A 25,185-nucleotide genomic window follows, 5' to 3' on the forward strand; every position below is an offset into this window, starting at 1 on the left:
GAGAAGTCCTTTAGAACTTGTAGTCGACAACAAGCGGAGCATGATCTGAGAAGCGTTCCTCGTAGGACGCCGCCCGGTCCACCACACAGCTCTGCGCCTTGGCCGCGAGGCCGGGGGTGGCTGCGTGGTAGTCGATCCGCCAGCCGGTGTCGTTCGTGAAAGCTTGTCCGCGGTTAGACCACCAGGTGTAGGGGCCATCCACTTCGCCAGCAAGTTCCCGGGCCACGTCCTTGTAGCCGATTTCCTCGCCGAAGAAACGGTCAAAGTAGGCGCGCTCTTCAGGCAAGAATCCGGAGCGCTTGACGTTGCCTTTCCAGTTCTTAATGTCCAAGGTTTTGTGGCCCACGTTGAGGTCACCCACCACCAAAGCGTGATCACTAGCTGCAGCGAGTTCGGGCAGGCGCCCGATCATGGTGTCCAAGAAACGGAACTTGTCATCCTGTTTCGGGGTGCCAACTTCACCCGAATGAACGTAGGCGCTAACCACTGTCAAGGTCTGGGGCGTGCCATCGGCACCTTGGATCACGTAGTCGGCCTCAACCCAGCGGCCGGTGGTGGCAAAGTAATCATCGCCAATTCCGCTGCGGGTGGCGAACGGCTCCAGCACATCCTTACGCGTGGCAATCAAAACACCAGCACGGCCCTTGGCTTCGGCTTCAGCGTGCAGCACGTGCCAGTCATCGCCCAAGAATCCCTGCACAATGGCGTCGGGTGCGCGGACTTCCTGAAGGCACAAAATGTGCACATCACGGTCCGCGAGCCAAGGGCCCATACCGTTCTTGTAGGCGGCTCTGATGCCGTTGACGTTGACGCTTGCGATCCTCAAATGACCGTTTTCAATACCGTTGCTCACTTGCTCCACCTTACCCGCAGAGACCCCAGGAATCCTGCTATGCCACCCCAGCTAATGCCATCTTCGGCACTTCTATTGACCGCTATTAGTCGATGATGACGCCACTGACCGGCTCGTCGCCGTTGCCGGCCGTATCGCCCTGGCGAGCTGCGTTCTTCTTGAGCATGGCGGCATCCATTTTCGCTTCCTGCTCTTCCCAGTCCGGATTGATCATGCCACGGCCGTTGGCGGCAGTGATGTCAATGGTGTCCAACGCGCGTGCCACCATGTCAGGATCCTTACCCAAGTACTCCTTAATGACGCCCACCTGGACGTTGATGATCTTGAAGGAGTGGTCCAACTTCAACTCGCGCGCCTTTTGCGCCGAGCGGGAGCCGGAGTCCTGGGCTACCAGGTGAGTGCCGCCGTCGGACGGGGCATTGGCACTGTTTTGCTGCGCCATCTGGGCCTGTGCGAGCGCAACTTGGCGGGCGCCAAATGCTGCGGCCTTGTGCACACCCATGTAGACGGCGGTGGAGAGCACCAGCCAGCCGAACGCGATGACGGCGATGACCCAGCCCAGTACGGTCATGTTGTTGGCGGCCATCACCACGGCCACGAGGAATACGATCGCCAGCACAATGGTGCCAAGGCCCGTAAATTTGCTGGGTTTGGACATTTTGCTGGATACAGGAGAAGTCATGACTCCATTCTCTCAAATCCCCGGCCGCTCCGGGACCGCCTTCCACCAGCGGCGAACGTGGGCGCTGCCGTCGGGCCGCGAAGAGGCGGGGCGGCGGTCACGTCGAAGGGGCGGCGGGAGTGGGGTGGCGTGCCGTGGACGCCGGAACTGAGTGGCGGATGCCGCTGGAAATGCTCCGCGCCGCCAATCCTGCCTGCCACCTTCAACTATGCCGTCGATATTGCTCCGCGCCGCCAATATATCGACGGCACAGAGCATTATCGACGGCGGCATCTGGCGAGCGTCTTATTTGAAGGGATTCCAGGCGGCGGCTGGGGCCAACGCGGATAATCCTCCTCGCAGCAACAGGAACCCCACGATCCCCAGCACCCAGAGCACTGTTTCGCTGCTGAATTTCCCCATTTTTGCGCTGACACGGTGCAGTAGCGGGTCGAGCTTGGTGCCGACCGCGGCACGCAGTCCGAGCAGGATTAGTGCGGGCACCAGCATGAGAAGACAGTACGCAACGAGCAGACCAATAGCCCCCAACAGTGGCAGTGTTGAGTTGGACAAGAATCCGATGGCCACCAGATACGGCACCATGGTGGGCAATTCCAACAGGCCAGCAACCAGGGCCAAACCCACCATGCCGCCCGGACTGCACAAGGCTGTGGAGAGCCGCTTCTGCCACTTGAGCTCAGCGGGAGCGGGCACCTGGGTTCCGGAACCGGCGTCGAACTTCCCCGCAGACAGCGCTACTTTCGCACGCTTTTTCGCGGGATCGGGCCGTAACGCGTAGGCCAGCAGGGAACCGCCGCCGATCACCATGGCCCACTGGACGGCCGGGATCTGGGTTAGCGAACCGGCGTTCATGCTGCTGATAGCCCAGCCGGCGCCGCTGAGAATGGCGACGCCCACCAGCAGATAGAACCCGGCAAGCACGCCTAGGTACAGCAGGATTCGTGGGAGTATGCGGCGCGCATCCGGACGCAACAGCAGCCAAAGCGGAATCAGGAGCGTGCCGATGCTGGTGCTGTCAATGAGGGCCAGCAACGCTAATTGTGCATACAGTGCGGTGGTCAAGTCTCCAGCCTGTCAACGGGGGCCGGGCGCGGCATCGGCCATGAGTGGCACACCGGTGTCATACCTTCGTCGCACTTGTGGCGGTTTGCCTTGCCTGCGCTAGTTCTTCAAGGCAATGATGGGCAGATGGAATTCTCCACAGCTCCCAACCAACCGGCTCCGGCGGCTCCGGCCCGTCCCGCACCGTTGTTGCGGTTGCTGCGGTTGCCGCGTCGGCTGGGTCAACGGTTCATGCAGCTCAAAGTGCGCGATCTGGCCAAGATCAAAGTCGAGGATATGGCCTTGGCTGGTGGATACTTCGTATTGTTTGGGCTGATCGATTCCGTCAATCTCAACGGCGTCGGAAGCTTCCAATTGGCGCCTTTCGAATCGGCATGGCCAGCCATTGCGGTGTTGGGTTGCATGGGTGTGCTGTTTCGCCGCTCCTCCCCCACGGCCATGGCGTGGATGTGCGGGGCTGCGGTGGCGGGGTTGCTGCTGGCCGGACATAGCGGGGCCTTTGTTTTAGCTTTTGAGCTCTTCTTTTCCTTGGTGCTGTTCGGCTCGCCCCGCGCTTCCCGGATCGCCTCAAAGATCGCTTGGGTACTGACTGTAGGGGCGGTCGTTGCTACTTTTGCCACCACTTATAACGGCGCTTTGACCGTCACGGTTGGCATCATTGCCGTTGTCACGCTGTTGACCCCTGCCGAGTGGGCCGGCAATCTGCGCAAGGCCCAAGAGCTGGTCAACAGTGAGCACGCCCGCGCCAATGCTGTCGAGGAGGCAGGTCGGCAGCGGCTGCTGGCAGAGCGCAGCGCTCACGATCTCACCCTGGACCGCGAGCGTCAGCACATGGCCCGCGAACTCCACGACGTCCTCTCAGCCCGACTTTCCGCCATCGCACTGCAATCCGGTGCCGCCCTGCACGCCGCCACCGCCCCTGCTGCGCACCGGGATGTTTTGACCCAGATCCGTTCGGAGAGTGTTGCGGGGCTGGCCGAGCTCAATGACATGATCCGCCTCCTGCACACCGGCGTTGTTGCCGAGACCACCGGCAAACTCTCCGATCTGCTCGCCTTGGCGGGCCGGCACAGGGATGCCGGGATGGACCTTTCATACTCCAATGACCTGCGCGACGCCGGGACCTCCCTGCCGCTGTCCGTTCAGACCGCGGTGTACCGAGTGGCCTCAGAAGCACTGGTCAATGCGGCCAAGCACGCCCCTTCCTCCCCAGTGGCTATGCTGCTCACCCAACACGGTGGCAGGGACGATGACCCACCACTACTGGTTTTAACGGTCACCACTCCCCTGCCCACTTCTACCTCTACCCCAACTTCGACCCCGGGCCGCACCGCACCAGCCGCGGCCGGGACGGGAACCGGCGTTCCGAGCATGCATTTCCGCGCCGCCCACGCCGGCGGAACCGTCACAGCAGGGCCGGTAAACGGTGCTTGGCGTGTGGAGTTGAGGCTGCCTGTGACGCCACCTTTAACACCGCCTTCAGTACCAGCTTTGACTCCAGATCTGGATGCTCCACACCAAGGAACTACCCAGCTCATCCAGATCGAAAAAGGACTAGGATCACCGGCATGAGCACGCCTCCTTTACACCGTCCCATCACCGTGTTGCTCGCCGATGACCACGCCGCCATCCGATTGGGCATGCGCATGGTGGTAGACACAGCCCCCGATATGGAAGTGGTAGGCGAAGCTGGTGACGGCGCTCTCGCGGTGAGCATGGCAGGGTCGTTACGGCCCGACGTCGTACTCATGGATTTGCGCATGCCGGTCATGGACGGTGTTGAAGCGACTCGGCAGATTTGTGCTGGCGGGTTTGCGAAGGTGCTGGTGCTGACCACCTTTGATCATGATTCGTACTTATTTGGTGCGCTGCAGGCCGGGGCCGCGGGATTTCTGCTCAAAACGGCCGAGCCTGGGGCCATCACGGATGCAATTTACCGTGTCCACAGCGGGGATCAGGTCATTGCTCCGGAAGTGACGGCGCGGATTGTGGCGGCCGCGCTATCGGCCGGAGGGAACCACAGCACTCAATCAGTGTCCGCAGTACCGGCCGGTCTGGAGACACTCACTGGCAGAGAACGGGAAGTTTTTGAGTGCTTGGGTGAGGGGCTCACTAACTACACGATCGGGCGGCGCTTGGGCATTTCTGAAGCGACCGTGAAGACCCATGTCTCGCGGGTGCTGGCGAAGTTGGGCCTGCAATCTCGGGTCCAAGTGGCACTGCTTCGGCGCCCCTAAAGTAGGAAAGACGCGACGCAGCGGGTGAGGTGCCCGTCGGGTGGGTCCCGGGTGCCGAGCATGCCGGGTGCCTGTAGGTGTTCGTGCTGGTATACCGGCAGCAGCCCGTCGAGTCAGACGGGGTGCCGTCGAGTCAGACGCAGCGCCCCGTCTGACTCGGCGGGCTTCGGTCTGACTCGGCGGCGCACAGAATTTCTCCTCGGTTCCTTGTCCCCCGTGACCAACAGGGGCATCATGGTGGAACGGGCTAAGAAGCACCAGCATGTGGCCGCCCAAACCGCAATTGCGTCCGTCGCTGCGAACCTGACCCCATCTTTTCAGCCAGAAGCTGCTCCGATCAGGGAAACAGGGAAAGAGGCAGGAACATGTCAACACTCCACGGGTCACGTCATGGAAGGACATTGTGCAGTATTGCTCCCCCGGACTTATTGGGCCGCTTGGCCGTTGACGGAGATCCACACCAGCGGGAAGCTGCCGTGCGCGCTCTCGCCACCTCGGCCGCCATCCGCTCGCAACGCGCCGTCATGGGCTATCTGAATCGGCAGTTGAACGTGAACATTGGCAAAATGGTGGGCTTTGGCGTCATCCCCGAACGGCGTCTGACCATTTACGACAACAAGACTAATGGCCGGACTTTCTTGCCTGGCGTGCGGGTCCGTGACTGGGGCGAGCCGCCAGTAAAGGACGCTGCTGTCAATCAGGCCTATGACGGCAGCAGTGCCACCTATGAGTTTTTCCGCGACGTCTATCAGCGCAACTCTCTTGATGGCGCTGGGCTGGAACTTATCTCAACGGTCCACTACGGCGTCGCCTTCGACAATGCCTTCTGGGACGGTGCCCAGATGGTTTACGGCGATGGCAGTGGCAGGATTTTCCAGGTTGGTGGGCTGACCCGGGCAGTGGACGTCATCGGGCACGAGCTAACCCACGGCATCACCGAGCTCACAGCGGCCCTGATATACAGCAAGCAGCCGGGCGCCTTGAATGAATCGTTCTCGGACGTCTTCGGGTCCCTCGTCAAGCAGTACAGCCTAAAACAAACCGCAGCCGACGCCGATTGGCTGATTGGCGAAGGAGTCTTGGTCCCGGAGTTGGGGACTGCGCTACGCTCCATGATCAATCCCGGCACAGCTTACTCGGGTGATCAGCAACCCGGCCACATGGACCACTACAAGGATCTGCCCGACAACAACGATCCCCGCAATGACAACGGTGGCGTGCACATTAACTCAGGCATCCCCAACCGCGCTTTCGCGTTGGCCGCCCGCGCCATGGGCGGTTACGCGTGGGAAAAGGCCGGGAAGATCTGGTACACGGTCCTAACCAACCGGCTGCGCGCCAACTCCCAATTCGACGAGGCCGCCCGAGCCACAGTAGATGTCGCCGGAACGTTGTTCAGTTCCACCGAGCAGGACATAGTCCACGACGCATGGAGGCAGGTAGGTGTTCTCCTGTGAAGCTGATCATCTCTCGCGGCGCGGGCTTCGCGGGCATGGTGGCCCGCACCGAACTCGACGCCACATCCCTGCCGCGCGACGACGCTAAAACGTTCGCCACCGAGATCGCTCGCGCCAATTTGCACGATGTTCCCCCTCCCCCGACCCAGCAACCTTGGCCGGATGCGCAACTCTACGAAATCTGCTTGGAAGGGTCCGGCCCCACCATCAACGTCCACTACACCGAGCAGAGCCTTCCGGAGGATGTTCGGTTACTCGTGGCTTGGGTGGATGGGCGGCCCGAACGCGTTGAGTCGCTAGAACACTAGTGTGGCGCCCTCCCCACCGGAAACAGCAATGCCGCTCATAATGCGCTGCGCCGTCGATATATCGGCGGCAGGGAGCATTATGAGCGGCATCGGGGCCCGTGCTCGGTCCTCGGGGCGGACCTCCCACGGCGGGCAAGCAAAACGCTAGACGCGCTCGGCGGACTCAACCACGTTGGCCAACAGCATCGCGCGGGTCATGGGACCAACGCCTCCCGGGTTCGGGGAGATCCAGCTCGCTACGGAAGCAGCTGCGGGCTCCACATCACCGGTGACAACTGCCTTGCCGTTACCGTCGTCCACGCGGCTAACGCCAACATCCAGGACAATGACGCCGGGCTTCAAATCGGCTGCCTTGATCATGTGCGGCACGCCTGCGGCGGCAACCACCACGTCGGCTTCGCGCAACTCAGCAGCCAAATCGAGAGTTCCGGTATGCGCCAGAACCACGGTGGCGTTGATGTCGCGGCGGGTCAGTAGCAAGCCCATGGGCCGGCCAATCGTGACGCCGCGGCCAACCACCACAACACGCTTGCCGTTCAAGGAAATCCCGTGGCGTTCCAACAGCACAATGCAGCCCTTGGGCGTGCATGGCAGCGGGGATGTCATGGGGCGGTTCACGTTGGCTACCAAACGGCCCAAGTTCATGGGGTGCAGACCGTCAGCGTCCTTGGCCGGGTCAATGGCTTCAAGCACCACGTCCTGGTCAATGTGCGCAGGCAAGGGCAGCTGAACAATGTAGCCGGTGCAGGTTGGATCTTCGTTGAGCTGACGGACAGCGGCCAGGACCTCATCCTGGGTTGCGGTGTCCGGCAAATCGATGCGGATGGACTTGATGCCAACTTCGGCACAGTCCTTGTGTTTTCCGCCCACGTACCACTGAGAGCCCGGATCCGAGCCAACCAGAATAGTACCCAGGCCCGGGGTGACGCCGCGGGCTGCGAGGGCAGCCACACGCACGGTCAACTCGGCTTTGATGGCAGCGGCGGTGGCCTTGCCGTCAAGGATTTGAGCAGTCATGCTTTCTACCATTCTTCCTGACCGGGGTACAGCGGGAAGTCGGCAGCGAGGGCCTTGACGCGGGCGCTCAGAGCGTCAACGTCGGCACCACCCTTGAGCGCTTCTGCGATGATCTCGCCAACTTCGGTGAACTCCTTCGCACCAAAGCCGCGGGTGGCCAGCGCGGGGGTACCGATGCGCAGGCCCGAGGTGACCATCGGGGGGCGGGGGTCGAACGGAACAGCGTTGCGGTTAACGGTGATGCCAACGCTGTGCAGGAGATCTTCGGCCTGCTGGCCATCCATCTCCGAGTTACGCAGGTCAACCAGCACCAGGTGCACATCGGTGCCACCGGTCAGCACGGACACGCCGGCTTCGGCAACATCGGGAGCATTCAAACGTTCAGCGATGATCTTGGCGCCTTCGAGTACACGTGCCTGACGCTCGGCGAATTCTTCGCCGGCAGCAATCTTGAACGCCACAGCCTTAGCGGCGATGACGTGCATGAGCGGGCCGCCCTGCTGTCCCGGGAACACGGAGGAATTGATCTTCTTGGCCCATTCCTTCTTGGCCAAGATCACCCCGGAACGCGGGCCGGAAAGGGTCTTGTGAACTGTGGAGGTGACAACGTCGGAGTACGGCACCGGGTTCGGGTGCAGGCCTGCGGCAACCTGACCGGCGAAGTGAGCCATATCGGTCCACAACAGTGCTCCGACTTCATCGGCGATCGCGCGGAATGCGGCAAAGTCCAGCTGGCGAGGGTACGCGGACCAGCCAGCAATGATGACCTGAGGCTTCTCGGCGATGGCCTGCAAACGCAGCTTGTCCATGTCGATGCGGAAGGTATCGGGCTCAACTTCGTAAGCGGCAACTTCGTAGAGCTTGCCGGAGAAGTTCAGCTTCATACCGTGGGTGAGGTGCCCACCGTGAGCCAAGGACAGGCCCATAATCTTATCGCCGGGCTTGATCATTGCAGCCAGTGCTGCAGCGTTGGCCTGTGCACCGGAGTGCGGCTGGACGTTGGCGTACTCTGCGCCGAAGAGGGACTTGACACGCTCAATGGCCAGGTTCTCGGCGACGTCAACGGCTTCACATCCGCCGTAGTAGCGGCGGCCCGGGTAACCCTCAGCGTACTTGTTGGTGAGCACTGAACCCTGTGCCTGAAGCACTGCGCGGGGTGCGAAGTTTTCCGAGGCGATCATTTCCAGCGTGTCGCGCTGGCGGGCGAGCTCGTCCTTCAGGACGGCCGCAATTTCCGGATCAAGCTCGGAGAGCGGTGCATTAGTTACGGACTGGGTGGGTGAAAAAGACACTACAGACTCCTGAGTGGTCAGCACGAAAAAACTCTTCTTGAAAAGATTATCGCCAATCCCCAAAGTGGATGACGATCGATGACTTCACGTCCCAGGCGTACGATCGCAAAGTTCTCATTCGTGCTGCTCCCCGGTGGTGTCCCACCTCATCGCCAGTTGCAACCCCTCCATAGTAATACAGCCGCAGTCCTGCAGCACATCGAATGAACGGTAAACTTCCACGGTGACTGATTTGAATTCTGCTGCTGCGCCCTTTTCCGCTTCTGCCGCCTCACAGGCCGCCACGAACGCCGCCTCGCAAGGGTATGTGCTGACGCTCTCTTGCGCTGATCAGCCGGGCATTGTCCATTCCGTGTCCGGTTCCTTGCTGGAGGCAGGCTGCAATATCACCGATTCCCAGCAGTACGGCAACTCGGATACCGGGAGCTTTTTCATGCGTGTTGCCGTGGAAACTACGACGTCGTTTTCCAGACTCCGCGAGCACCTCGAGTCAGTTGCCGCGCAGTTTGATCTCACATGGACCCTGCACCGTGCTGGTGCGCCGATCCGCACCTTGATCATGGCCTCCAAAGCCGCACACTGCCTCAATGATCTGTTGTTCCTGCAGCGCTCTGGCACGCTGCCGGTGGAAATCCCGGCCATTGTCTCCAACCACATGGACTTGAAGCCGTTGGCTGATTTCTATGGCATTCCCTTCCACTACATTCCAGTCACCCCGGAAACCAAGGCCGACGCCGAGGCAGCTCTCCTTGAGCTGGTGGCGCAGCTCGACGTGGAATTGGTGGTCCTGGCCCGGTACATGCAAGTCCTCTCGGATGACTTGTGCAACCACCTCGCCGGCAAGGCCATCAACATCCACCACTCATTCTTGCCATCGTTCAAGGGCGCCAAGCCCTACCACCAGGCACACGCACGCGGTGTAAAAATCATTGGCGCCACGGCCCATTACGTCACAGCGGTACTCGATGAGGGCCCCATCATCGAGCAGGAAGTCATCCGCGTTGAGCACGGCCACTCGGTGGAAAAGTTTGTTTCCATGGGCCGCGCCGTCGAGGCCCGCACCCTCGCCCAGGCAGTCCAATGGCACGCCGAGCATAGGGTACTACTTGACGGGCACCGCACCGTAGTCTTCGACTAAGCAGCGCCAAGGCCTAGTGTGTTGTCATGAACAAAAACGTCTTAGGAAAAACTAACCGCACAATATCCGCCGTCGGACTAGGTACATGGCAGCTCGGCGCCGACTGGGGCAATGTCAGTGAAGCTGATGCCTTGGCCGTGCTGGAGGCATCAGCGGAGGCCGGTGTTACGTTTTTCGACACGGCCGATGTTTACGGTGATGGCCGCAGTGAGCAGATCATTGGCAAATTCCTGCGCGAGCGCGGCGCGGTGCATGGCATCACTGTCGCCACCAAGATGGGCCGGCGTGTGGATCAGCTGGCAGAAAACTATGTGCTGAAAAACTTCCGGGAATGGACCGATCGCTCCCGCAAGAATCTCGGCGTGGAAACGCTCGATCTAGTGCAACTGCACTGCCCGCCCACCGCCGTTATTCTCTCCGATGAAGTTTATGACGCCCTGGATACCCTGGTTTCCGAGGGGGCAATCGCCAATTACGGTCTCAGTGTGGAAACGTGCGATCAGGCCCTTGCGGCGATCGCCCGCCCGAACGTGGCCACCATCCAAATCATTTTGAACGCATTCCGCCTCAAGCCTTTGGATGCTGTGTTGCCGACCGCCCTCGAGGCAGGGGTGGGCATCATTGCCCGCGTTCCCCTCGCCAGCGGTCTGCTCGCCGGAAAATACACGCCAGCCACTGCCTTTGCCGCCGACGATCACCGTAATTACAACCGCGATGGCAGCCACTTCGACGTGGGCGAAACCTTCTCCGGTGTGGATTACACCGTGGGGCTTGAGGCTGCTGGACGCTTCGCCGAACTTGCCAGCGCAGTGGAAGCAACCACCGGAGCGGTAACTACGGCGCAAGCAGCCCTTGCGTGGGTGGCCCAACTGGACGGCGTATCAACGGTGATCCCCGGGGCGCGCTCCATCGAGCAAGCGCGGGCCAACGCCGCAGCCGGTTCGTTGCCCAACCTTGGTGCCACGTTCAACGATGGCGTGAGTGAGATCTACGATTCTCTGCTGCGCGCGGACATCCACCCGCGCTGGTAGTGGGGGCCGCCGTCGTACGTCTGTAGCTAAGTCTGTAGCTACAGACGTACGACGCACAGCTACGGTTGCGGCCGCGGCCAGTCGGCGCCGAGCATCAAGGCGAACCCAGTCCTATGCTGAGACGGATTCCATCTCGAGGTCTGCGGCGGATAGCTTCTCATAGTCATCTTGGGATAAGGCGGCCACGCGGGAGTGGCGGCGGCCGTAGGCGAAGTAGACCACGATCCCCACAATCATCCAGGCGATGAAGACCAGCCAGGTCATGCCGCCGAGGTTGACCATCAGGTAAACGCACATCATGGCGCCCAGAATTGGCGTGACCGGGTAGAGGAAGACCTTGTAACTGCGTTTGGCGTTCGGGCGGTTGCGGCGCAGGTAGATGACGGCCACGTTGACTAGGGCGAACGCGAAGAGCGTGCCAATGCTGGTGGCGTCGGCCAGTGCGCCCAGTGGCACCACGCCAGCTGTCAGCGCCACGGCGATGCCCACAATGAGCGTGCCTGCCACGGGTGTGCCGCGCTTTGCGGAAATGCGGCCAAAGATTTTCGGGACCAGACCGTCGCGGGACATGGCCAACAGGATGCGTGTTTGCCCGTACATGACGGTCAATACGACGCTGGTAATGGCCAACACAGCGCCCAAGGAAAAGACCAAGGCCAGCCAGGGCTGGTTAGTGATTTCCAACAGGATCTTGACCAGCGAAGCCTGGGTACCCTCGAACCACGTCCACTCGCGGGCTCCAATGGCGGCGACGGCCACGAGGACATAAATACCGGTGACAATGACCATGGAGAGCATGATGGCTCGGGGTAAATCGCGCTGCGGATTCTTAGCTTCCTCGCCTGCTGTGGAGGCGGCGTCGAAGCCAATGTAGGAGAAGAACACGCGGGATGCGGCTGCTGAAACACCGGCAGCACCCATGGGCAACAGAGGGCTGAAGTTGCCGGAGTTAAAGGCCGTGAAAGCTACGGCGCAGAAGAACAGCAGGACCAGGATCTTCACCATGACCATGACCGTGTTGACCCAAGCGCTCTCTTTGGCGCCACGAACCAGCAGCACCATGGAGAATAGGACGATCACCATGGCCGGAAGATTCAAGAGTCCCCCGCTTCCGGGCGGTTGGGAGATGAAATCGGGCAGTGTCCAGCCCAGACCCGCCACGGATTCATTGACGTATTGTCCGGCACCGACCGCCACCGCTGCCACGGAGACAGCGTATTCAAGAACCAGACACCAGCCACAGATCCACGCCATGCCCTCACCGAGGGTGGCGTACGTGTAGGAGTAGCTGGAGCCTGAAACCGGGACCATGCCAGCCATTTCAGCGTATGACATGGCCGAGAGTAGGGCCGCGATTCCAGCAATCACGAAGGCCAGGAAGATCGCCGGCCCGGCCAACGGAACGGAATCGCCCAGGATCACGAAGATGCCCGTACCCAGGGTTGCCCCCACGCTGATCATGGTCAGTTGCAGGACGCCAAAGCTGCGCACCAAGGTGCGGCCATCGGAGCCGTTTCCGGCTTCGTCGATCATCTGCCCAAAGGGCTTGCGACGGGTCAACTGGCGGCCAAGTGTCACGGCAGGTCCGGTTCCTGCGTTGCCAGAAGATCCATTCATGGAACCCTTGCGGTCGCTAGGTGACATCCTGTAATTTCCGTTCTGTGGGGACCCGAAAGGGCAGCCGGTATTGGTTATTCCGGAATTTTGTGAACATCCAATGTTATCGCGCCACCTCTGCCTATTTTCGGTAGCATCGAGGTGAAGCACGGTGCAATGCATCACCCTCGCGCCCATGCGGAATTACCCGCTCCTCAGCGCCGCCTACCGATTGGAAGTTCAACCACCATGAATCAATTGATCAGCCTTGACGGCAATACACCCAAGGTCCATGAGAGTGCATTTGTTGCGCACACTGCTGTGCTGATCGGACAGGCAACTCTGGGCGAAGACTCCAGCGCCTTCTACGGTGTGGTGATGCGCGGCGACAGCAGCTCCATTACGGTAGGTTCCGGTACCAACCTCCAAGACAACGTGGTGCTGCACGCCGATCCAGGATTCCCCACTACGGTGGGCAATGGCGTCAGCGTTGGACACGGAGCCGTTGTCCACGGCTGCACGGTTGAGGATGACTGCTTGATTGGCATGAGCGCCACCATCATGAACGGCGCCGTCATCGGTACCGGATCACTGGTAGCCGGCGGGGCCGTGGTGCTTGAGGGTGCCATCATTCCACCCGGGTCCCTCGTGGCAGGCGTCCCGGCTAAAGTCCGGCGGGAATTGAGCGCCGAGGAGATCGAACATGTCCGTGACAACGCCCGTAATTATGTGGCACTGGCGCGCAAGCACAAGGCCGCTCAAGGGTAACAAGTCAAAGAAAAACGCAACCATCGCATTCATAGAATGAATTGAAGCCTCCAGTTTGTGTTAACTTATTGACTCCAATCTCAACATGGTGCACTGTTCTTTATATGCTCGATGATGAACAAGCCCCCGCCCCAGCCCGTCGGCGCCCGCGAAACCCAGGCTCGCAAACGGCGCTACGTAGCCGCAACCAACAGCGGCTCACGCAGCAGCTACTCAAGGGTGGGCCGGCAACTCAAGCCGACCTTGCGCGCAGCACCGGACTCTCCACGGCCACTGTTTCAAACATCGTCAAAAGCATGGCGGCCGGGGGTCTGGTCACTTTGACCCCGGTAACGAGCTCCGGCAGACGGGCCATGTCCGTTCGCTACATCGGTGACAGCGCAATAGCGGCAGGCATCGACTTTGGACGCACCCATTTGCGCGTAGTGCTGGCCAATACCTCCTATCGCGTGATGGCTGAAGAGGAAATCCCGTTGCCCCGTGGGCATCAGGCCGCTGAAGGCATCCAAGCCGCCGCTAAGCTGCTGGATAAATTGTTAAGCGAATCTGGCATCTCACGTTCACAGCTCATTGGTGCCGGAGCGGGCATTCCCGGCCCCATCGATAGCCGCGATGGCAAGGTCATTAGGGGCGCAATCCTGCCTGAGTGGGTGGGTATTAATCTGCACGACGAACTTGAAAAAGCGCTGCAAATTCCGGTCTTGGTCGACAACGACGCCAACTTGGGTGCGTTGGCTCAGCTCACTTGGGGCGACCACGGTGGAGTACCGAACCTCATGTTCATCAAGATTGGTTCCGGCATTGGCTCGGGGCTCATCTTGCAAGGTTCACTCTTCCACGGCAGCTTCGGCGTGACGGGAGAGATCGGCCACGTCAGCATTGACGACCAAGGCATCGTTTGCCGCTGCGGCAATCGCGGATGCTTGGAGACCGTTGCATCCACCGCCACTATGGTGGACCTGCTCAGCAGGGGCCTCCCGAACCTAATTTCTACAGCGGACATTCTTAACCAAGCCGCCGCCGGCGATCCTGCCACTCTTCGCGTCCTCGACGACGCCGGAATGGCCATCGGCCGCGCTTTGGCGAATGTGGCCAATCTGATCAGCCCCGATGTCATTGTCATCGGCGGGCCCCTAACATCTTTGGGTGAGCTATTCCTTGCGCCCATCCGCCGAGGACTGCTCCGCCACGCGGTCCCAGTCATTGGTGCCAGCTTGATCCTCAAAATGTCCCAATTATCCACACGCGCTGAAGCGCTAGGTGCCACTGCTTTGGTCTTCCAAAACGAGTCCACTTCCATCATTTCCTAAACCGTTACCATCCCGTAGCGTTAAAGACTTGACCACAAGCGTGTGAGCGAGTTTACTTTTCAAGTACTAGTAATTCCGGTATGCCGCGAAGCGAAGTATTTTCGCGGTCAATGAAGCCCCACCGTCCAGTGTTGAAGCTGGCGGGGTATCGACAATGAAGTCAGTTGCGGAAGGCGTAAGCAATATGGTGTCCTCGAACCCAGTCATACTCGAGATGCGTTCTATCACCAAGGAATTCCCAGGCGTAAAGGCCCTCGCGGATGTATCCATCACCGTCCGTGCCAGCGAAATCCACTCCATTTGTGGCGAAAACGGCGCGGGAAAATCAACACTCATGAAGGTTCTCTCCGGCGTTTACCCTTACGGCAGCTACGACGGAGACATTGTCTTCCAAAACGAGGTCTGCCAGTTCAAGGACATCCGGGCCAGTGAAAATGCCGGAATTGTCATCATTCATCAGGAACTCGCTCTCATTCCCGAACTCTCCATTACCGAGAATATTTTCTTGGGCAATGAGCCAACTAAGTTCGGTGTCATCAACTGGGGCGAAGCCCGCATGCGGACCATGGAACTGATGGCCCGGGTGGGTTTGAGTGAGGATCCCGATACTCCGGTTAAGGAAATCGGCGTCGGCAAGCAGCAGCTCGTGGAAATTGCCAAGGCTCTCAACAAATCGGTTAAACTGCTCATCCTGGACGAACCCACGGCAGCCCTCAACGAATCTGATTCACAGCATCTGCTGGACTTGATCCGAGGATTGAAGTCCAAGGGCATCAGCTGCATCATGATCTCGCACAAGCTCAACGAGATTGAGCAGGTCTCGGACTCCATCACCATCATCCGTGACGGTAAGTCCATCGAGACCCTCGATGTGAAGGCCGACGGCGTCGATGAGGACAGGATCATTCGCGGCATGGTGGGGCGTACCTTGGAATCCCGCTTCCCTGACCACACGCCGAAGATTGGCGAAGTGTTCTTTGAAGTAAAGAACTGGACCGTGGCCCACCCGCAGATCGCTGATCGCCTCGTGTGTAAGAACTCCAGCTTCAATGTCCGGCGTGGCGAAATTGTTGGCATTGCAGGACTCATGGGTGCCGGACGTACCGAGCTGGCCCGCTCGATCTTTGGCCGCTCCTACGGCAACTACCTCTCGGGCCAAATCATTAAGGACGGCAAGGAAATCACCTTGCGCAACGTGCCGCAGGCCATCAAGCACGGGCTGGGTTACGTCACCGAGGATCGCAAGACGCTGGGCTTAAATCTGCTTGATGACATTAAAACCACTACGGTTTCTGCCAACCTTGATGCCATCTCCAAGTACACAGTGGTTGATCGCGACAACGAATTTTCGGTGGCAGAAAGGTACCGCAAGCAATTACGGACCAAGGCTCCAACCGTTGACGAGGGCGTCGCTAAACTCTCCGGCGGCAACCAGCAAAAGGTTGTCTTAGCCAAGTGGATGTTCACCGACCCGGACCTTCTCATTCTTGATGAACCCACCCGTGGCATTGATGTTGGGGCCAAATATGAGATTTACGGGATTATTCAAGAGCTCGCCAACCAAGGCAAAGGCGTGATCGTCATTTCCTCGGAACTTCCCGAGCTACTGGGTATCTCAGACCGGATTTACACCATTTTCGAGGGCGCTATCACCGGCGTTCTCAATAAAGACCAGGCCAGCCAGGAAACGCTGATGAAGCGCATGACCGCTGTCGCGAAATCTGCCTAAGCACAGGGAAGAAATAGGACCCCCACCATGAACGCCATAAAACAACTCTTCGGCGGCAACAGCCGCCAATTCGGGATGATCTTCGCCCTTGTCGCCTTGGTACTTTTCTTCCAGTGGAAGACCGGAGGCGTGATCCTTACCCCAGACAACGTCATCAACCTGGTGAACGGTTACTCCTACATTCTCATCTTGGCCATTGGCATGGTGCTGGTCATCATCGCCGGCCATATTGACCTCTCCGTTGGATCCGTCGCCGCGTTTGTTGGCATTGTGGTTGCCCTGACCATGCGTGACTGGGGTCTGCCCTGGTACATGGGCATCGTCATCGGGCTGATATTGGGTGCTGTCATCGGAGCTTGGCAGGGATTCTTCGTTGCCTACGTGGGTATTCCCGCGTTCATTGTCACGCTGGCTGGCATGCTCCTCTTCCGCGGCGCTAACCAGTACTTCGGCAAGTCTCTCACCGTGCCGGTCCCCACCGACTTTCAGTTCATCGGCGCCGGTTACCTGCCTGAGATCGGTCCGGACTTCGGCTACAACAACCTGACTCTGCTCTTGGGCTTCATCGTTGTTGCCGCCTTCATTTGGGGCGAGCTACGCGGGCGCCGCAAGTCTGTAAAGCTCGGAGCTGACGTCAAGCCGCTGTGGGTGACCATCATCAAGCTAGTTTTGTTATGCGCCGTGGTCCTCTACGTAACCTACCTCTTCGCCACCGGCCGCCCCGGCACGTCCTTCCCCATCCCCGGAATCATCCTGGGCGTCTTAGTTCTGGTTTACGGTTTCATCTCCTCCCGCACCACCCTTGGCCGCCACGTCTACGCCGTGGGTGGTAACCGTCACGCAGCCGCACTCTCCGGAGTCAAGAGCAAGCGCACGGACTTCCTGGTCATTCTCAACATGGCCGTGTTGGCCGGCTTGGCCGGCATGATCTTCGTTGCCCGTTCAAATGCATCGGGACCCTCCGACGGCGTTGGTTGGGAATTGGATGCCATCGCAGCTGTCTTCATTGGTGGTGCAGCCGTCACCGGCGGTGTTGGCACAGTGGCGGGTTCCATGATCGGCGGTCTGGTTATGGCCGTGCTGAACAACGGACTACAGCTCATGGGCGTCGGTTCGGACATGACCCAAATCATCAAGGGACTGGTCCTGCTCGCCGCCGTCGTCTTCGACGTCTACAACAAATCCCAAGGCAAACCCTCCTTCATCGGTTTCATGATGAAGAAGTTTGGCGGGGACAATACCAACCCCGACCTTGAGACGGCCCAGTCCCTCAAGGGCACCATCAAGAACGAACCCTAACCTTCCTCTCCTTCTCATCACCTATGCACTACCAACAGAAAGCGAACTACAATGTTTAAGTTCAACAAAACACTCAAGTCGATGGCCGTTATCTTGGCCGTATCGTCCCTAGCACTGACCGGTTGCGGCCGCGCTGAGACTCCTGCAGCCTCGGAGGGCGGCAGTGATGCAGCTGGCTTCGCCGCTGACTCTCTCATTGGTGTTGCTTTGCCGCAAAAGACTAGCGAGAACTGGGTCCTCGCCGAACAGCTATTCAATGACGGCTTGGCTACCGCGGGCTTTAAGGCTGATGTTCAGTTCGCCAACGGTGGCGTTTCCGAGCAGCAGAACCAAATTAGCGCCATGGTGACCAAGGGCGCCAAGGTCATCATTGTTGGTGCCATCGACGGCGGCCAGCTAGGCACACAACTCAAGCAGGCCAAAGATGCTGGTGCTACCGTCATCGCCTATGACCGCTTGCTGTTGAACACAGCCGACGTTGACTACTACGTTGCCTACGACAATTTCAAGGTTGGGGAGCTCCAGGGCCAGGCACTACTGGACGGCATGGCGGCGAAGAAGGCCACCGGCCCGTACAACATTGAACTGTTCGCCGGTTCCCCCGACGATGCCAACGCCAAGGTATTCTTTGACGGCGCCATGAAGGTCCTGCAGCCCAAGATCGACGACGGAACTCTCAAGATCGTCTCGGGCCAGAAGTCCTTCGAACAGGCTGTTACTCAGGGTTGGAAGGCAGAAAACGCCCAGAAGCGTATGGATTCCCTCCTCGTTGGAAACTACAGCAGCGCCACGCTCGACGGCGTCTTGTCCCCCAATGACACCCTTGCCCGCGCCGTCTTGACATCGGTGAAAGCCGCCGGCAAGCCCACCCCCACGGTGACCGGCCAGGATGCTGAAGTTGAGTCCGTGAAGTCCATCATGGCTGGCGAGCAGTACTCCACCATTAACAAGGACACCACCGCACTGGTCGAGCACGCGATCCAGATGGCAAAGGACCTCCAGGGCGGTAAGACCCCCGAGGTCAACGATCCCACTTCCTACAACAATGGCGTCAAGGTTGTTCCGGCATTCTTGCTGGTTCCCCAGATCGTCACCAAGGCCAACGCTGCAGAGCAGTTCGCCAATGACAAGGTGCTTGGCCCGCTGACCAAGTAGCCACTACCCGTTTTTGAGCTAGACCGTTTTGAGCTCTAGCGCGAAGGCCCCGTCCGGCGTCGAACTTCTTCTCAGAAGAACGACGCCGGGCGGGGCCTTTTCACATGCCCCGCGCCTCCCAGCAGGGGAACCTGAGGTTGCGGGGGTGTCATGAGCATTACTCGGCTTCCCGACGGCGCACTATCTCATTGATCCAGATCGGCGCGTAGGGAGAGGTGCAATTCGGCGGGGTGGGGTAATCCTTCAGGACCTCAAGCCGCTCCCCAATATCGAGAGCCTGGGCCCGCAAATCCGGATTCTCGATCCCAATCTGCGCCAAGACATTGTTCATGGCCCATTGCAGCCGATCCGGGGCATCACGCATCTTGGCTTCAATGATCTCCAGCAGACGTGGCAGATCTAGGCCTGCGGGGTTCTTGAGAATGCGTTCGCTGGTCAGCGCCCAACCAGAGGCAGCCACCACAGGGTCTGGATCGGCGAACCAAAGCAACCGCAATTGCTCGGCGTGAGCGCTCTTCTTCACTACATAGTTGATCAGCCAGTCATTGACCTTGGGGACGGTAGCGGCACGCAGCATGGCATCCAGTTCAGAGGCAGTAAACACCTTGGGTCGGCAGATCAGCAAGGAGAGCAACCTGGCAGCGGTGTCACGCGTAGCCCAAAGCTCCTGGGCAAGTTCGGGCTGCGCTTTTACCCGTTTGCCAATGGCGCGTAATTTGCCCAGATTCACACCGTGATCATCGCCGTGTTTCTCATTGATGGCCCGAGCTTTGGGGTCTTGAAGCGCGGCCAGTTCGGCCATGAGCGCTGTCACGGTCTCTGTTGTTTGCGCCACTGCAACCTCCTGTTTGTTCTTGATGCCGTTAGCTTATCGGCACCCTCAGACATCGACGCTGACCTCGGCGCTAACACCGGCGGTGGCTACATATGTGCGCATGACGTCATGTTCGGACGCAAGCGCTTCGATACTGGCAGAATATCCGAATGACTATTCCTCGTTTTGTCGGTCGCCCCGACTGGTACACCACGTTCAACCCCGAAACCCTCGCAGCCACAGGAAAACCCCTGCGCTGGGGCGTCATTGCCACCGGAAGCATTGCCAACACCGTCACCGCCGACCTGACCCTCTTAGAGGATGCTGTTTTGCAGGCGGTCAGCTCGCGTAACGAGAGCAGCGCGGCCGAGTTCGCTGCAAAGTTTGGCTTTGTCAGCCACTATTTTGATGGCTCCCCCAGCGACGGCCCAGCTGAGGCAGCTGACACAGATGGCTCGGCCACGGCTGGCTACCTTCAGTTGCTGGCCGATCCGGAGGTAGACGTGGTTTACATTGCCACCCCTCATGGGCAGCATTTTGATGTTGCCAGGGCCGCTTTGGAGCATGGCAAACACGTGCTGTGCGAAAAGGCTTTGACCATCACCGCGGCCGAGACCCACGTCCTGATCGAGTTGGCCCGAGCCAAGAACCTGTTTCTCATGGAGGCTGTTTGGGCCCGCTTTGCACCAGGTTACCAGCGGGCTTTGGAAATCATTGCCTCGGGGGAAATTGGCGAAGTGAAGTGGGTCCGCGCCGATCTCGGCTTCGTGGCACCCAAGGATGAAACGTTGCGTATTTGGGCACCAGATAACGGAGGCGGAGCCCTTCTGGACTTGAGCGTTTACCCGCTGCTGTGGGCCTGGGGTGCGTTGGGCAAACCGGAATCTTTGGCAGCCACGGGTGAGCTCACAAGCTTTGGAGTCGACGCGCAAAATACCCTGACGTTGAGCTACCCCAACGGCGCACAAGCCCAGCTGATGAGCTACCTGGGCTCGCAAGGCCCCAGCCGTGCCACTGTTTCGGGAACCTTGGGTTATCTGGAAACCGTGGATTCGCTGAACAATCCTGGTGAGATCTTCATTTCCGGTCCCAACGGCGAAAAGCGCACCGAGACCTTTGAGTCCCCGGGCCGCGGCTACACTTACCAGCTGCGTGAAGTAACCCGCTGCATCCAGGCCGGGCTGACCGAGAGCACCACCATGCCACTGGCCGATTCCTTGGCCATCATGGAACTGTTCGATGAGACCCGCCGTCAGATCGGCGTCAGCTACTGGAACGATTCCCGCACCGATCTCTAACCCGACGCACCCACTCACCCCCACGCCCTCCCCCGCCCCCACATCGCTATCGCACCAATGGCTGAAAAAACATGGACGCTATCCCACTCGATCTGAAGCACAGGGCTTCGAGTGGGATAGCGTCCATCAAAAACGCACCATACGTGCGATAGCGTCGGGATGGGCGGGCTAGCCTACGCCTAGGTAGGCCTCCTTGATGGCCGGATTGGCCAGCAGTTCCTTGCCCGTTCCGCTGTGGGTGATGGCACCGGTTTCCAGCACAAACGCCCGGTGCGCACGCGCCAGCGCCTGGTTGGCGTTCTGCTCAACGAGCAGCACCGTGGTGCCCTGGCCGTTGATCTCCGTGATGATCTTGAAGATCTGCCGGATGAACTGCGGTGCCAATCCCATGGATGGCTCATCCAGGAGTAACAACTTGGGCCGTGACATCAGCGCCCGGCCAATGGCCAGCATCTGCTGTTCACCACCGCTCATGGTGCCACCGAATTGCTTCTCGCGCTCCTTCAACCGCGGGAACAAGGTGAATACCCGTTCCAGGTCTTGGGACACCCCGCTGCGATCCTTGCGGCCAAAAGTACCCATGTCCAGGTTCTCCAGCACCGTCATAGCCGGGAAAATTCCGCGACCTTCTGGCGCTTGCGAGATTCCCTGCACCACCCGGATATGAGCCTTCATCTTGGTGATGTCCTCCCCCATGAACTTAATGGAACCCGAGGAGGGGTTGAGGATGCCGGAGATGGTCTTCATGGTGGTGGTTTTCCCAGCACCATTGGCACCAATAAGAGAGACGATCTCCCCCTCATCAACCGTGAAGGACATGTTGTGGATCGCCTGGATCCGGCCGTAATGGACGGAGACTTCATCGAGCTCAAGCAAAGTCATCTTCAGGCTCCCCTAGGTAGGCGGAAATTACGCGTGGATCATCTCGGATATCGTGCGGCTTGCCATCGGCGATCTTTTTGCCGAATTCCAACACCACGATCCTGTCCGTGACGCCCATGACGAGTTTCATATCGTGCTCGATCAGCAGCACCGTGTAGCCATCGTCCCGGACGGTGCGGATGAGCTGCATGAGCTCTTCCTTCTCCGCCGGGTTGAAGCCTGCTGCCGGCTCATCCAGACACAACACTTTAGGATCGGTGGCCAGCGCGCGCGCAATTTCCAGGCGGCGCTGGCTGCCATAAGACAAGTGCCTGGACAGTGTCGCGGCGTCGTCGGCAATGCCCACGAATTCCAGCAGCGCCATGCCACGCTCAATGGCACTTTTCTCCTCACGGATGTGGCGAGGCAGTCGCAACAGAGCGCCCATAACACTGGTCTTGTGCCGCGCATCAAGTCCGACGACGACATTTTCCAGCGCTGTCATCTCACCAAAAAGACGAATGTTCTGGAATGTTCGAGCGAGACCGGCACGGGTGATCTTGTGTTGCTTCATGCCATTGAGGAGCTTGCCCTCTAGCAGAACCTGTCCGCTGGTGGGTTTATAAACCCCTGTCATGGCATTAAAACAGGTGGTCTTACCGGCTCCGTTGGGGCCAATGAGGCCTAGAATCTCGCCACGCTTGATGGTGAAACTGACGTCGTCCATGGCCACCAGGCCACCAAACTTCATGGTCAGGTTCTTCACCTCCACGAGGTCATCGCCCACCTCAACAGCGAATTCCCGCTCAGGTGCAACGGCCTCTGCAACTTCCAGATCAAAACCGCCAGCGGCCAGTGCCGCCGTGTCTACCGAGGCTTGCGGGTCGAGTGCCTCACTCATGATGTTGCCCCCTCAGCGTTGGGTTCGGATGGTGGCAGGGTTGAGGCTGATCCTGAACCACCGGTGCCTGTCGGGGCGCCGGGACCGCCACGCCGTGTGGCAACTCTGCGCCGGACGTCGGCGTAGGCTTTGGTGCCGTAAGCAAGAAGTCGCTGCCTGGCAGGGACCAGACCCTGAGCACGGTAGATCATGATCAGGATCAGGGCAATGCCAAAGATCAGGAACTTGTACTCCGCAATGGCTGTGAACCGGAGCGGAATATAGGCCACAAGCGCGCCACCTAGGATGGCGCCAACCTTGTTGCCTGAGCCGCCCAGAACAACTGCCGCGACAAACAAAATGGACGTCACGACGTCGAACTTCTGATTATTGACGAAGCCAACCTGGCCACCCATGATGGCACCGGCCAGACCGCCAACACCGGCGCCGAGCGCGAACGCCCAGACCTTGTACTTGAACGTTGGCACGCCCATGGTCTCGGCGGCATCCTCATCCTCGCGGATGGCAATCCATGCACGGCCTACGCGGCTGCGCTCCATATTGCCTACAAGGAAGAGCATGACGATCAAGATGGTCAAGGTCAGCCAGTACCATGGGGTGCCGTTGGAGTTGGCGAAGAGGGGGATGCCGTCCTCGCCAACGCCGGGCGGCTGACCCACGTTCTGGAAGCCGGGCTGCCCCTTCATCGCAGGGATGATGGTGGCGAGAATACGAACAATTTCGCCGAATCCCAAGGTAACAATAGCCAGGTAGTCCCCGCGCAGGCGCAGGGTGGGCAGGCCCAGCAGAACGCCCACAAGCATCGAGATAGCAATGGCTACCGGCAGCGTCCACAGGTACGGAATCTTGATGAATGCCGAGTCCGGGCTGGTCAGCATGGCCGCTGTGTAGGAGCCCACCGCGAAGAAGGCTATGTAGCCCAAGTCGAGCAGGCCGGCGTAGCCAATCACAATATTCAGGCCCACGGCGACGAGGGCGTAAACGGCCATGAGCTGGCATGCTAGTGGCCAGTCGTTGCCGGGTTCTGTGGTGATGAATGGAATGTTCAGGACCGGGAGGAAGAACGCGAGAACCACCACGGGGAGCAGAAACAGCCACTGCTTCTGACGGGTCATTTCCCGCCAGCGGTCGCTCCATCCACCGAAGATACTGTGGCGGGGAACGGCGGCGCTGGCGCCAAGGGGCACGCCCTTGGCATCGGAAGCGGCCGTGCTCTGCGCGGATCTTGCGGTCTGCAACGGCTTTTGTCCATCTGACATACTCATGCCTTGCTCCTTCCAAGCGAGGTGCCCAGAATTCCTTGAGGCCGGAACAACAGCACCAGTACCAGCACCATGAATGCCACAACATCGGTCCACTGCGAGTTGCCCAGCAGAATCTGTCCGTAGTTGCCAATCAGACCCAGCAGCAATCCACCAAGGAGGGCACCGCGGACGTTGCCGATGCCGCCAAGAACGGCGGCTGCGAAGGCCTTGATACCAAGGATAAACCCGCCGTTGTAGACAACGCCGGAGGGAATTTTCATGGTGTAGAACAACGCGGCCGCACCTGCGAGCACGCCGCCAATCACGAACGTGGTGATGATGATCTTTTCCTTGTTCACACCCATCAACGTTGCGGTGTCAGGATCCTGTGCAACCGCGCGGATACCGCGGCCAGTGCGTGACTTGCTGATGAAACGTTCGGTGATCACCATCAAAATGACAGCGGCGGTGACGATCAGGATCTGGTCGTTGTAGATGTATGTTCCAAACACTTCGAATACCGGTTTTGTTTGGAACATGGTCAGTGCCTGCTCCGGAACCGGTCCTCGCCACAGGAAGATCAGGTACTGAATGGTGAAGGAGGCGCCGATGGCGGTGATCAAGAAGACTAGGCGGGGCGCATTACGCTTCCGCAGTGGTTTATAGGCCAGCCGTTCCAGCAGAAACGCTGCCAAGGCCGCGGCTAAGATGCCCACAATCAGTGCCAGCAGAAGGTTGACGACAATAGCTCCGACGTCGAGGTTTGGAGCTGAGGGGCCAAAGCCCAAGAACGAAAGGGTGAACCACACGCCGAAACAGCCAATGATGAAGACTTCGGAATGGGCAAAGTTAATGAGGTTCAAAACGCCGTAAACAAGCGTGTAGCCCAGGGCCACAAGTGCATAGATGGAGCCGAAGGTCAGGCCGTCAAAGGTTGCTGACCAAAAGTTCTGTCCCAGTGCGACGAAGTCCAGCGTAATCCAGTCGCTGGTTGGCGGTGCCGCCAGAAGCATGCTTGGAATCATGGGAGGTTTCCATTTCCTTGCTCGGCGGCCGGCAGATCATGATGGCGGCCGAAGCAAGTTGAAAGGTGGGCTGGTGGGTGCTTGCACAGCAATGCTGTGGGGCGAAAA

The 25,185-nt window shown here is 59.5% G+C and carries 23 protein-coding genes and 1 riboswitch; of the genes, 12 read left to right on the plus strand and 11 right to left on the minus strand.

What is annotated here, in order from left to right; genetic code table 11:
* Positions 1–10: 10 nt before the first annotated feature.
* The 3 genes from ACX80D_RS13620 to ACX80D_RS13630 all read right to left on the minus strand — a co-directional run bounded on the left by ACX80D_RS13620 (position 11) and on the right by ACX80D_RS13630 (position 2,597).
* Entirely contained in the window at positions 11–841 is an 831-nt protein-coding gene (locus ACX80D_RS13620) for an exodeoxyribonuclease III (RefSeq protein WP_459323420.1), read from the minus strand.
* 97 nt (positions 842–938) lie between these two features.
* Entirely contained in the window at positions 939–1,535 is a 597-nt protein-coding gene (locus tag ACX80D_RS13625) for a hypothetical protein (protein ID WP_459323352.1), read from the minus strand.
* Between the two features lie 285 nt (positions 1,536–1,820).
* A complete protein-coding gene (locus ACX80D_RS13630) occupies positions 1,821–2,597 on the minus strand; it encodes a GAP family protein (RefSeq protein ID WP_459323353.1) in 777 nt (258 codons plus the stop codon).
* Positions 2,598–2,723: 126 nt separating this feature from the next.
* Here ACX80D_RS13630 and ACX80D_RS13635 point away from each other — a divergent pair, with 126 nt between their 5' ends.
* The 4 genes from ACX80D_RS13635 to ACX80D_RS13650 all read left to right on the plus strand — a co-directional run bounded on the left by ACX80D_RS13635 (position 2,724) and on the right by ACX80D_RS13650 (position 6,599).
* On the plus strand, positions 2,724–4,169 hold the full coding sequence (locus ACX80D_RS13635) for a sensor histidine kinase (protein ID WP_459323355.1): 1,446 nt from the start codon (positions 2,724–2,726) through the stop codon (positions 4,167–4,169).
* Positions 4,166–4,834, plus strand: a complete 669-nt coding sequence (locus ACX80D_RS13640; protein WP_459323357.1) for a response regulator — start codon at positions 4,166–4,168, stop codon at positions 4,832–4,834. The genes ACX80D_RS13635 and ACX80D_RS13640 overlap by 4 nt, the downstream gene beginning before the upstream one ends.
* 365 nt (positions 4,835–5,199) lie before the next feature.
* Positions 5,200–6,291: a M4 family metallopeptidase gene (locus ACX80D_RS13645; protein ID WP_459323358.1), complete on the plus strand. Its 1,092-nt coding sequence runs from the start codon at positions 5,200–5,202 to the stop codon at positions 6,289–6,291.
* Positions 6,288–6,599: a protealysin inhibitor emfourin gene (locus tag ACX80D_RS13650; RefSeq protein WP_459323360.1), complete on the plus strand. Its 312-nt coding sequence runs from the start codon at positions 6,288–6,290 to the stop codon at positions 6,597–6,599. Before ACX80D_RS13645 ends, ACX80D_RS13650 begins: the two co-directional genes overlap by 4 nt.
* A 144-nt stretch (positions 6,600–6,743) precedes the next feature.
* Here the strand turns inward: ACX80D_RS13650 and ACX80D_RS13655 are convergent, their stop codons facing one another.
* Entirely contained in the window at positions 6,744–7,616 is an 873-nt protein-coding gene (locus ACX80D_RS13655; RefSeq protein ID WP_459323362.1) for a bifunctional methylenetetrahydrofolate dehydrogenase/methenyltetrahydrofolate cyclohydrolase, read from the minus strand.
* A gap of 5 nt (positions 7,617–7,621) precedes the next feature.
* A complete protein-coding gene (gene glyA, locus ACX80D_RS13660; RefSeq protein WP_459323364.1) occupies positions 7,622–8,908 on the minus strand; it encodes a serine hydroxymethyltransferase in 1,287 nt (428 codons plus the stop codon).
* Between the two features lie 82 nt (positions 8,909–8,990).
* Positions 8,991–9,078, minus strand: a riboswitch (ZMP/ZTP riboswitch).
* 137 nt (positions 9,079–9,215) lie between these two features.
* Here glyA and purU point away from each other — a divergent pair.
* Together purU and ACX80D_RS13670 are read left to right on the plus strand one after the other, a co-directional pair.
* Complete coding sequence (gene purU / locus ACX80D_RS13665; RefSeq protein WP_459323422.1) at positions 9,216–10,046, plus strand: formyltetrahydrofolate deformylase; 831 nt, start codon at positions 9,216–9,218, stop codon at positions 10,044–10,046.
* A gap of 26 nt (positions 10,047–10,072) precedes the next feature.
* On the plus strand, positions 10,073–11,077 hold the full coding sequence (locus ACX80D_RS13670) for an aldo/keto reductase (RefSeq protein ID WP_459323366.1): 1,005 nt from the start codon (positions 10,073–10,075) through the stop codon (positions 11,075–11,077).
* A gap of 111 nt (positions 11,078–11,188) precedes the next feature.
* Here ACX80D_RS13670 and ACX80D_RS13675 read toward each other — a convergent pair whose 3' ends face one another.
* Positions 11,189–12,694, minus strand: a complete 1,506-nt coding sequence (locus tag ACX80D_RS13675) for an amino acid permease (protein WP_459323368.1) — start codon at positions 12,692–12,694, stop codon at positions 11,189–11,191.
* A 228-nt stretch (positions 12,695–12,922) separates the two neighbouring features.
* Between ACX80D_RS13675 and ACX80D_RS13680 the strand changes: the two genes are divergently transcribed.
* The 5 genes from ACX80D_RS13680 to ACX80D_RS13700 all read left to right on the plus strand — a co-directional run bounded on the left by ACX80D_RS13680 (position 12,923) and on the right by ACX80D_RS13700 (position 18,934).
* Positions 12,923–13,441, plus strand: coding sequence for a gamma carbonic anhydrase family protein (locus ACX80D_RS13680; RefSeq protein WP_459323369.1), 519 nt, complete (start codon positions 12,923–12,925; stop codon positions 13,439–13,441).
* Positions 13,442–13,545: 104 nt separating this feature from the next.
* Positions 13,546–14,751 (plus strand): ROK family transcriptional regulator, encoded by a 1,206-nt coding sequence (locus ACX80D_RS13685; RefSeq protein WP_459323371.1) that lies wholly within the window; start codon positions 13,546–13,548, stop codon positions 14,749–14,751.
* Positions 14,752–14,905: 154 nt separating this feature from the next.
* The gene (gene mmsA / locus ACX80D_RS13690; RefSeq protein WP_459323373.1) at positions 14,906–16,480 is read left to right on the plus strand and encodes a multiple monosaccharide ABC transporter ATP-binding protein; all 1,575 of its coding nucleotides are present in this window, start codon (positions 14,906–14,908) and stop codon (positions 16,478–16,480) included.
* Between the two features lie 27 nt (positions 16,481–16,507).
* Complete coding sequence (gene mmsB, locus ACX80D_RS13695) at positions 16,508–17,779, plus strand: multiple monosaccharide ABC transporter permease (protein WP_459323375.1); 1,272 nt, start codon at positions 16,508–16,510, stop codon at positions 17,777–17,779.
* Positions 17,780–17,860: 81 nt separating this feature from the next.
* Complete coding sequence (locus ACX80D_RS13700) at positions 17,861–18,934, plus strand: substrate-binding domain-containing protein (RefSeq protein ID WP_459323376.1); 1,074 nt, start codon at positions 17,861–17,863, stop codon at positions 18,932–18,934.
* Positions 18,935–19,091: 157 nt separating this feature from the next.
* On the opposite strand, the gene ACX80D_RS13705 is transcribed toward ACX80D_RS13700, so the two are convergent.
* Positions 19,092–19,736, minus strand: coding sequence for a DNA alkylation repair protein (locus tag ACX80D_RS13705; RefSeq protein WP_459323424.1), 645 nt, complete (start codon positions 19,734–19,736; stop codon positions 19,092–19,094).
* A gap of 182 nt (positions 19,737–19,918) precedes the next feature.
* Here ACX80D_RS13705 and ACX80D_RS13710 point away from each other — a divergent pair, with 182 nt between their 5' ends.
* Positions 19,919–21,046, plus strand: a complete 1,128-nt coding sequence (locus ACX80D_RS13710; protein ID WP_459323378.1) for a Gfo/Idh/MocA family protein — start codon at positions 19,919–19,921, stop codon at positions 21,044–21,046.
* Between the two features lie 168 nt (positions 21,047–21,214).
* Here the strand turns inward: ACX80D_RS13710 and ACX80D_RS13715 are convergent, their stop codons facing one another.
* From ACX80D_RS13715 to ACX80D_RS13730, 4 genes are read right to left on the minus strand one after another with little or no spacing between them, the layout of a single operon-like run.
* Positions 21,215–21,928, minus strand: a complete 714-nt coding sequence (locus tag ACX80D_RS13715) for an ABC transporter ATP-binding protein (RefSeq protein WP_459323379.1) — start codon at positions 21,926–21,928, stop codon at positions 21,215–21,217.
* Positions 21,915–22,808 (minus strand): ABC transporter ATP-binding protein, encoded by an 894-nt coding sequence (locus ACX80D_RS13720; RefSeq protein WP_459323381.1) that lies wholly within the window; start codon positions 22,806–22,808, stop codon positions 21,915–21,917. Before ACX80D_RS13720 ends, ACX80D_RS13715 begins: the two co-directional genes overlap by 14 nt.
* Positions 22,805–24,073, minus strand: coding sequence for a branched-chain amino acid ABC transporter permease (locus tag ACX80D_RS13725; RefSeq protein ID WP_459323383.1), 1,269 nt, complete (start codon positions 24,071–24,073; stop codon positions 22,805–22,807). Before ACX80D_RS13725 ends, ACX80D_RS13720 begins: the two co-directional genes overlap by 4 nt.
* Complete coding sequence (locus ACX80D_RS13730) at positions 24,070–25,077, minus strand: branched-chain amino acid ABC transporter permease (protein WP_459323385.1); 1,008 nt, start codon at positions 25,075–25,077, stop codon at positions 24,070–24,072. Before ACX80D_RS13730 ends, ACX80D_RS13725 begins: the two co-directional genes overlap by 4 nt.
* Positions 25,078–25,185: the final 108 nt, after the last annotated feature.

It is taken from the genome of Arthrobacter sp. Sr24 (assembly GCF_054511175.1).

Excerpts from the sequence above, each read along its gene's own strand:
- ACX80D_RS13625 (WP_459323352.1), bottom strand. The coding sequence starts at position 1,535 with ATGACTTCTCCTGTATCCAGCAAAATGTCCAAACCCAGCAAATTTACG.
- ACX80D_RS13635 (WP_459323355.1), top strand. The coding sequence starts at position 2,724 with ATGGAATTCTCCACAGCTCCCAACCAACCGGCTCCGGCGGCTCCGGCC.
- ACX80D_RS13640 (WP_459323357.1), top strand. The coding sequence starts at position 4,166 with ATGAGCACGCCTCCTTTACACCGTCCCATCACCGTGTTGCTCGCCGAT.
- ACX80D_RS13645 (WP_459323358.1), top strand. The coding sequence starts at position 5,200 with ATGTCAACACTCCACGGGTCACGTCATGGAAGGACATTGTGCAGTATT.
- ACX80D_RS13655 (WP_459323362.1), bottom strand. The coding sequence starts at position 7,616 with ATGACTGCTCAAATCCTTGACGGCAAGGCCACCGCCGCTGCCATCAAA.
- ACX80D_RS13670 (WP_459323366.1), top strand. The coding sequence starts at position 10,073 with ATGAACAAAAACGTCTTAGGAAAAACTAACCGCACAATATCCGCCGTC.
- ACX80D_RS13675 (WP_459323368.1), bottom strand. The coding sequence starts at position 12,694 with ATGAATGGATCTTCTGGCAACGCAGGAACCGGACCTGCCGTGACACTT.
- ACX80D_RS13680 (WP_459323369.1), top strand. The coding sequence starts at position 12,923 with ATGAATCAATTGATCAGCCTTGACGGCAATACACCCAAGGTCCATGAG.
- ACX80D_RS13685 (WP_459323371.1), top strand. The coding sequence starts at position 13,546 with ATGCTCGATGATGAACAAGCCCCCGCCCCAGCCCGTCGGCGCCCGCGA.
- mmsA (WP_459323373.1), top strand. The coding sequence starts at position 14,906 with ATGAAGTCAGTTGCGGAAGGCGTAAGCAATATGGTGTCCTCGAACCCA.
- mmsB (WP_459323375.1), top strand. The coding sequence starts at position 16,508 with ATGAACGCCATAAAACAACTCTTCGGCGGCAACAGCCGCCAATTCGGG.
- ACX80D_RS13700 (WP_459323376.1), top strand. The coding sequence starts at position 17,861 with ATGGCCGTTATCTTGGCCGTATCGTCCCTAGCACTGACCGGTTGCGGC.
- ACX80D_RS13705 (WP_459323424.1), bottom strand. The coding sequence starts at position 19,736 with ATGGCCGAACTGGCCGCGCTTCAAGACCCCAAAGCTCGGGCCATCAAT.
- ACX80D_RS13710 (WP_459323378.1), top strand. The coding sequence starts at position 19,919 with ATGACTATTCCTCGTTTTGTCGGTCGCCCCGACTGGTACACCACGTTC.
- ACX80D_RS13715 (WP_459323379.1), bottom strand. The coding sequence starts at position 21,928 with ATGACTTTGCTTGAGCTCGATGAAGTCTCCGTCCATTACGGCCGGATC.
- ACX80D_RS13720 (WP_459323381.1), bottom strand. The coding sequence starts at position 22,808 with ATGAGTGAGGCACTCGACCCGCAAGCCTCGGTAGACACGGCGGCACTG.
- ACX80D_RS13725 (WP_459323383.1), bottom strand. The coding sequence starts at position 24,073 with ATGAGTATGTCAGATGGACAAAAGCCGTTGCAGACCGCAAGATCCGCG.
- ACX80D_RS13730 (WP_459323385.1), bottom strand. The coding sequence starts at position 25,077 with ATGATTCCAAGCATGCTTCTGGCGGCACCGCCAACCAGCGACTGGATT.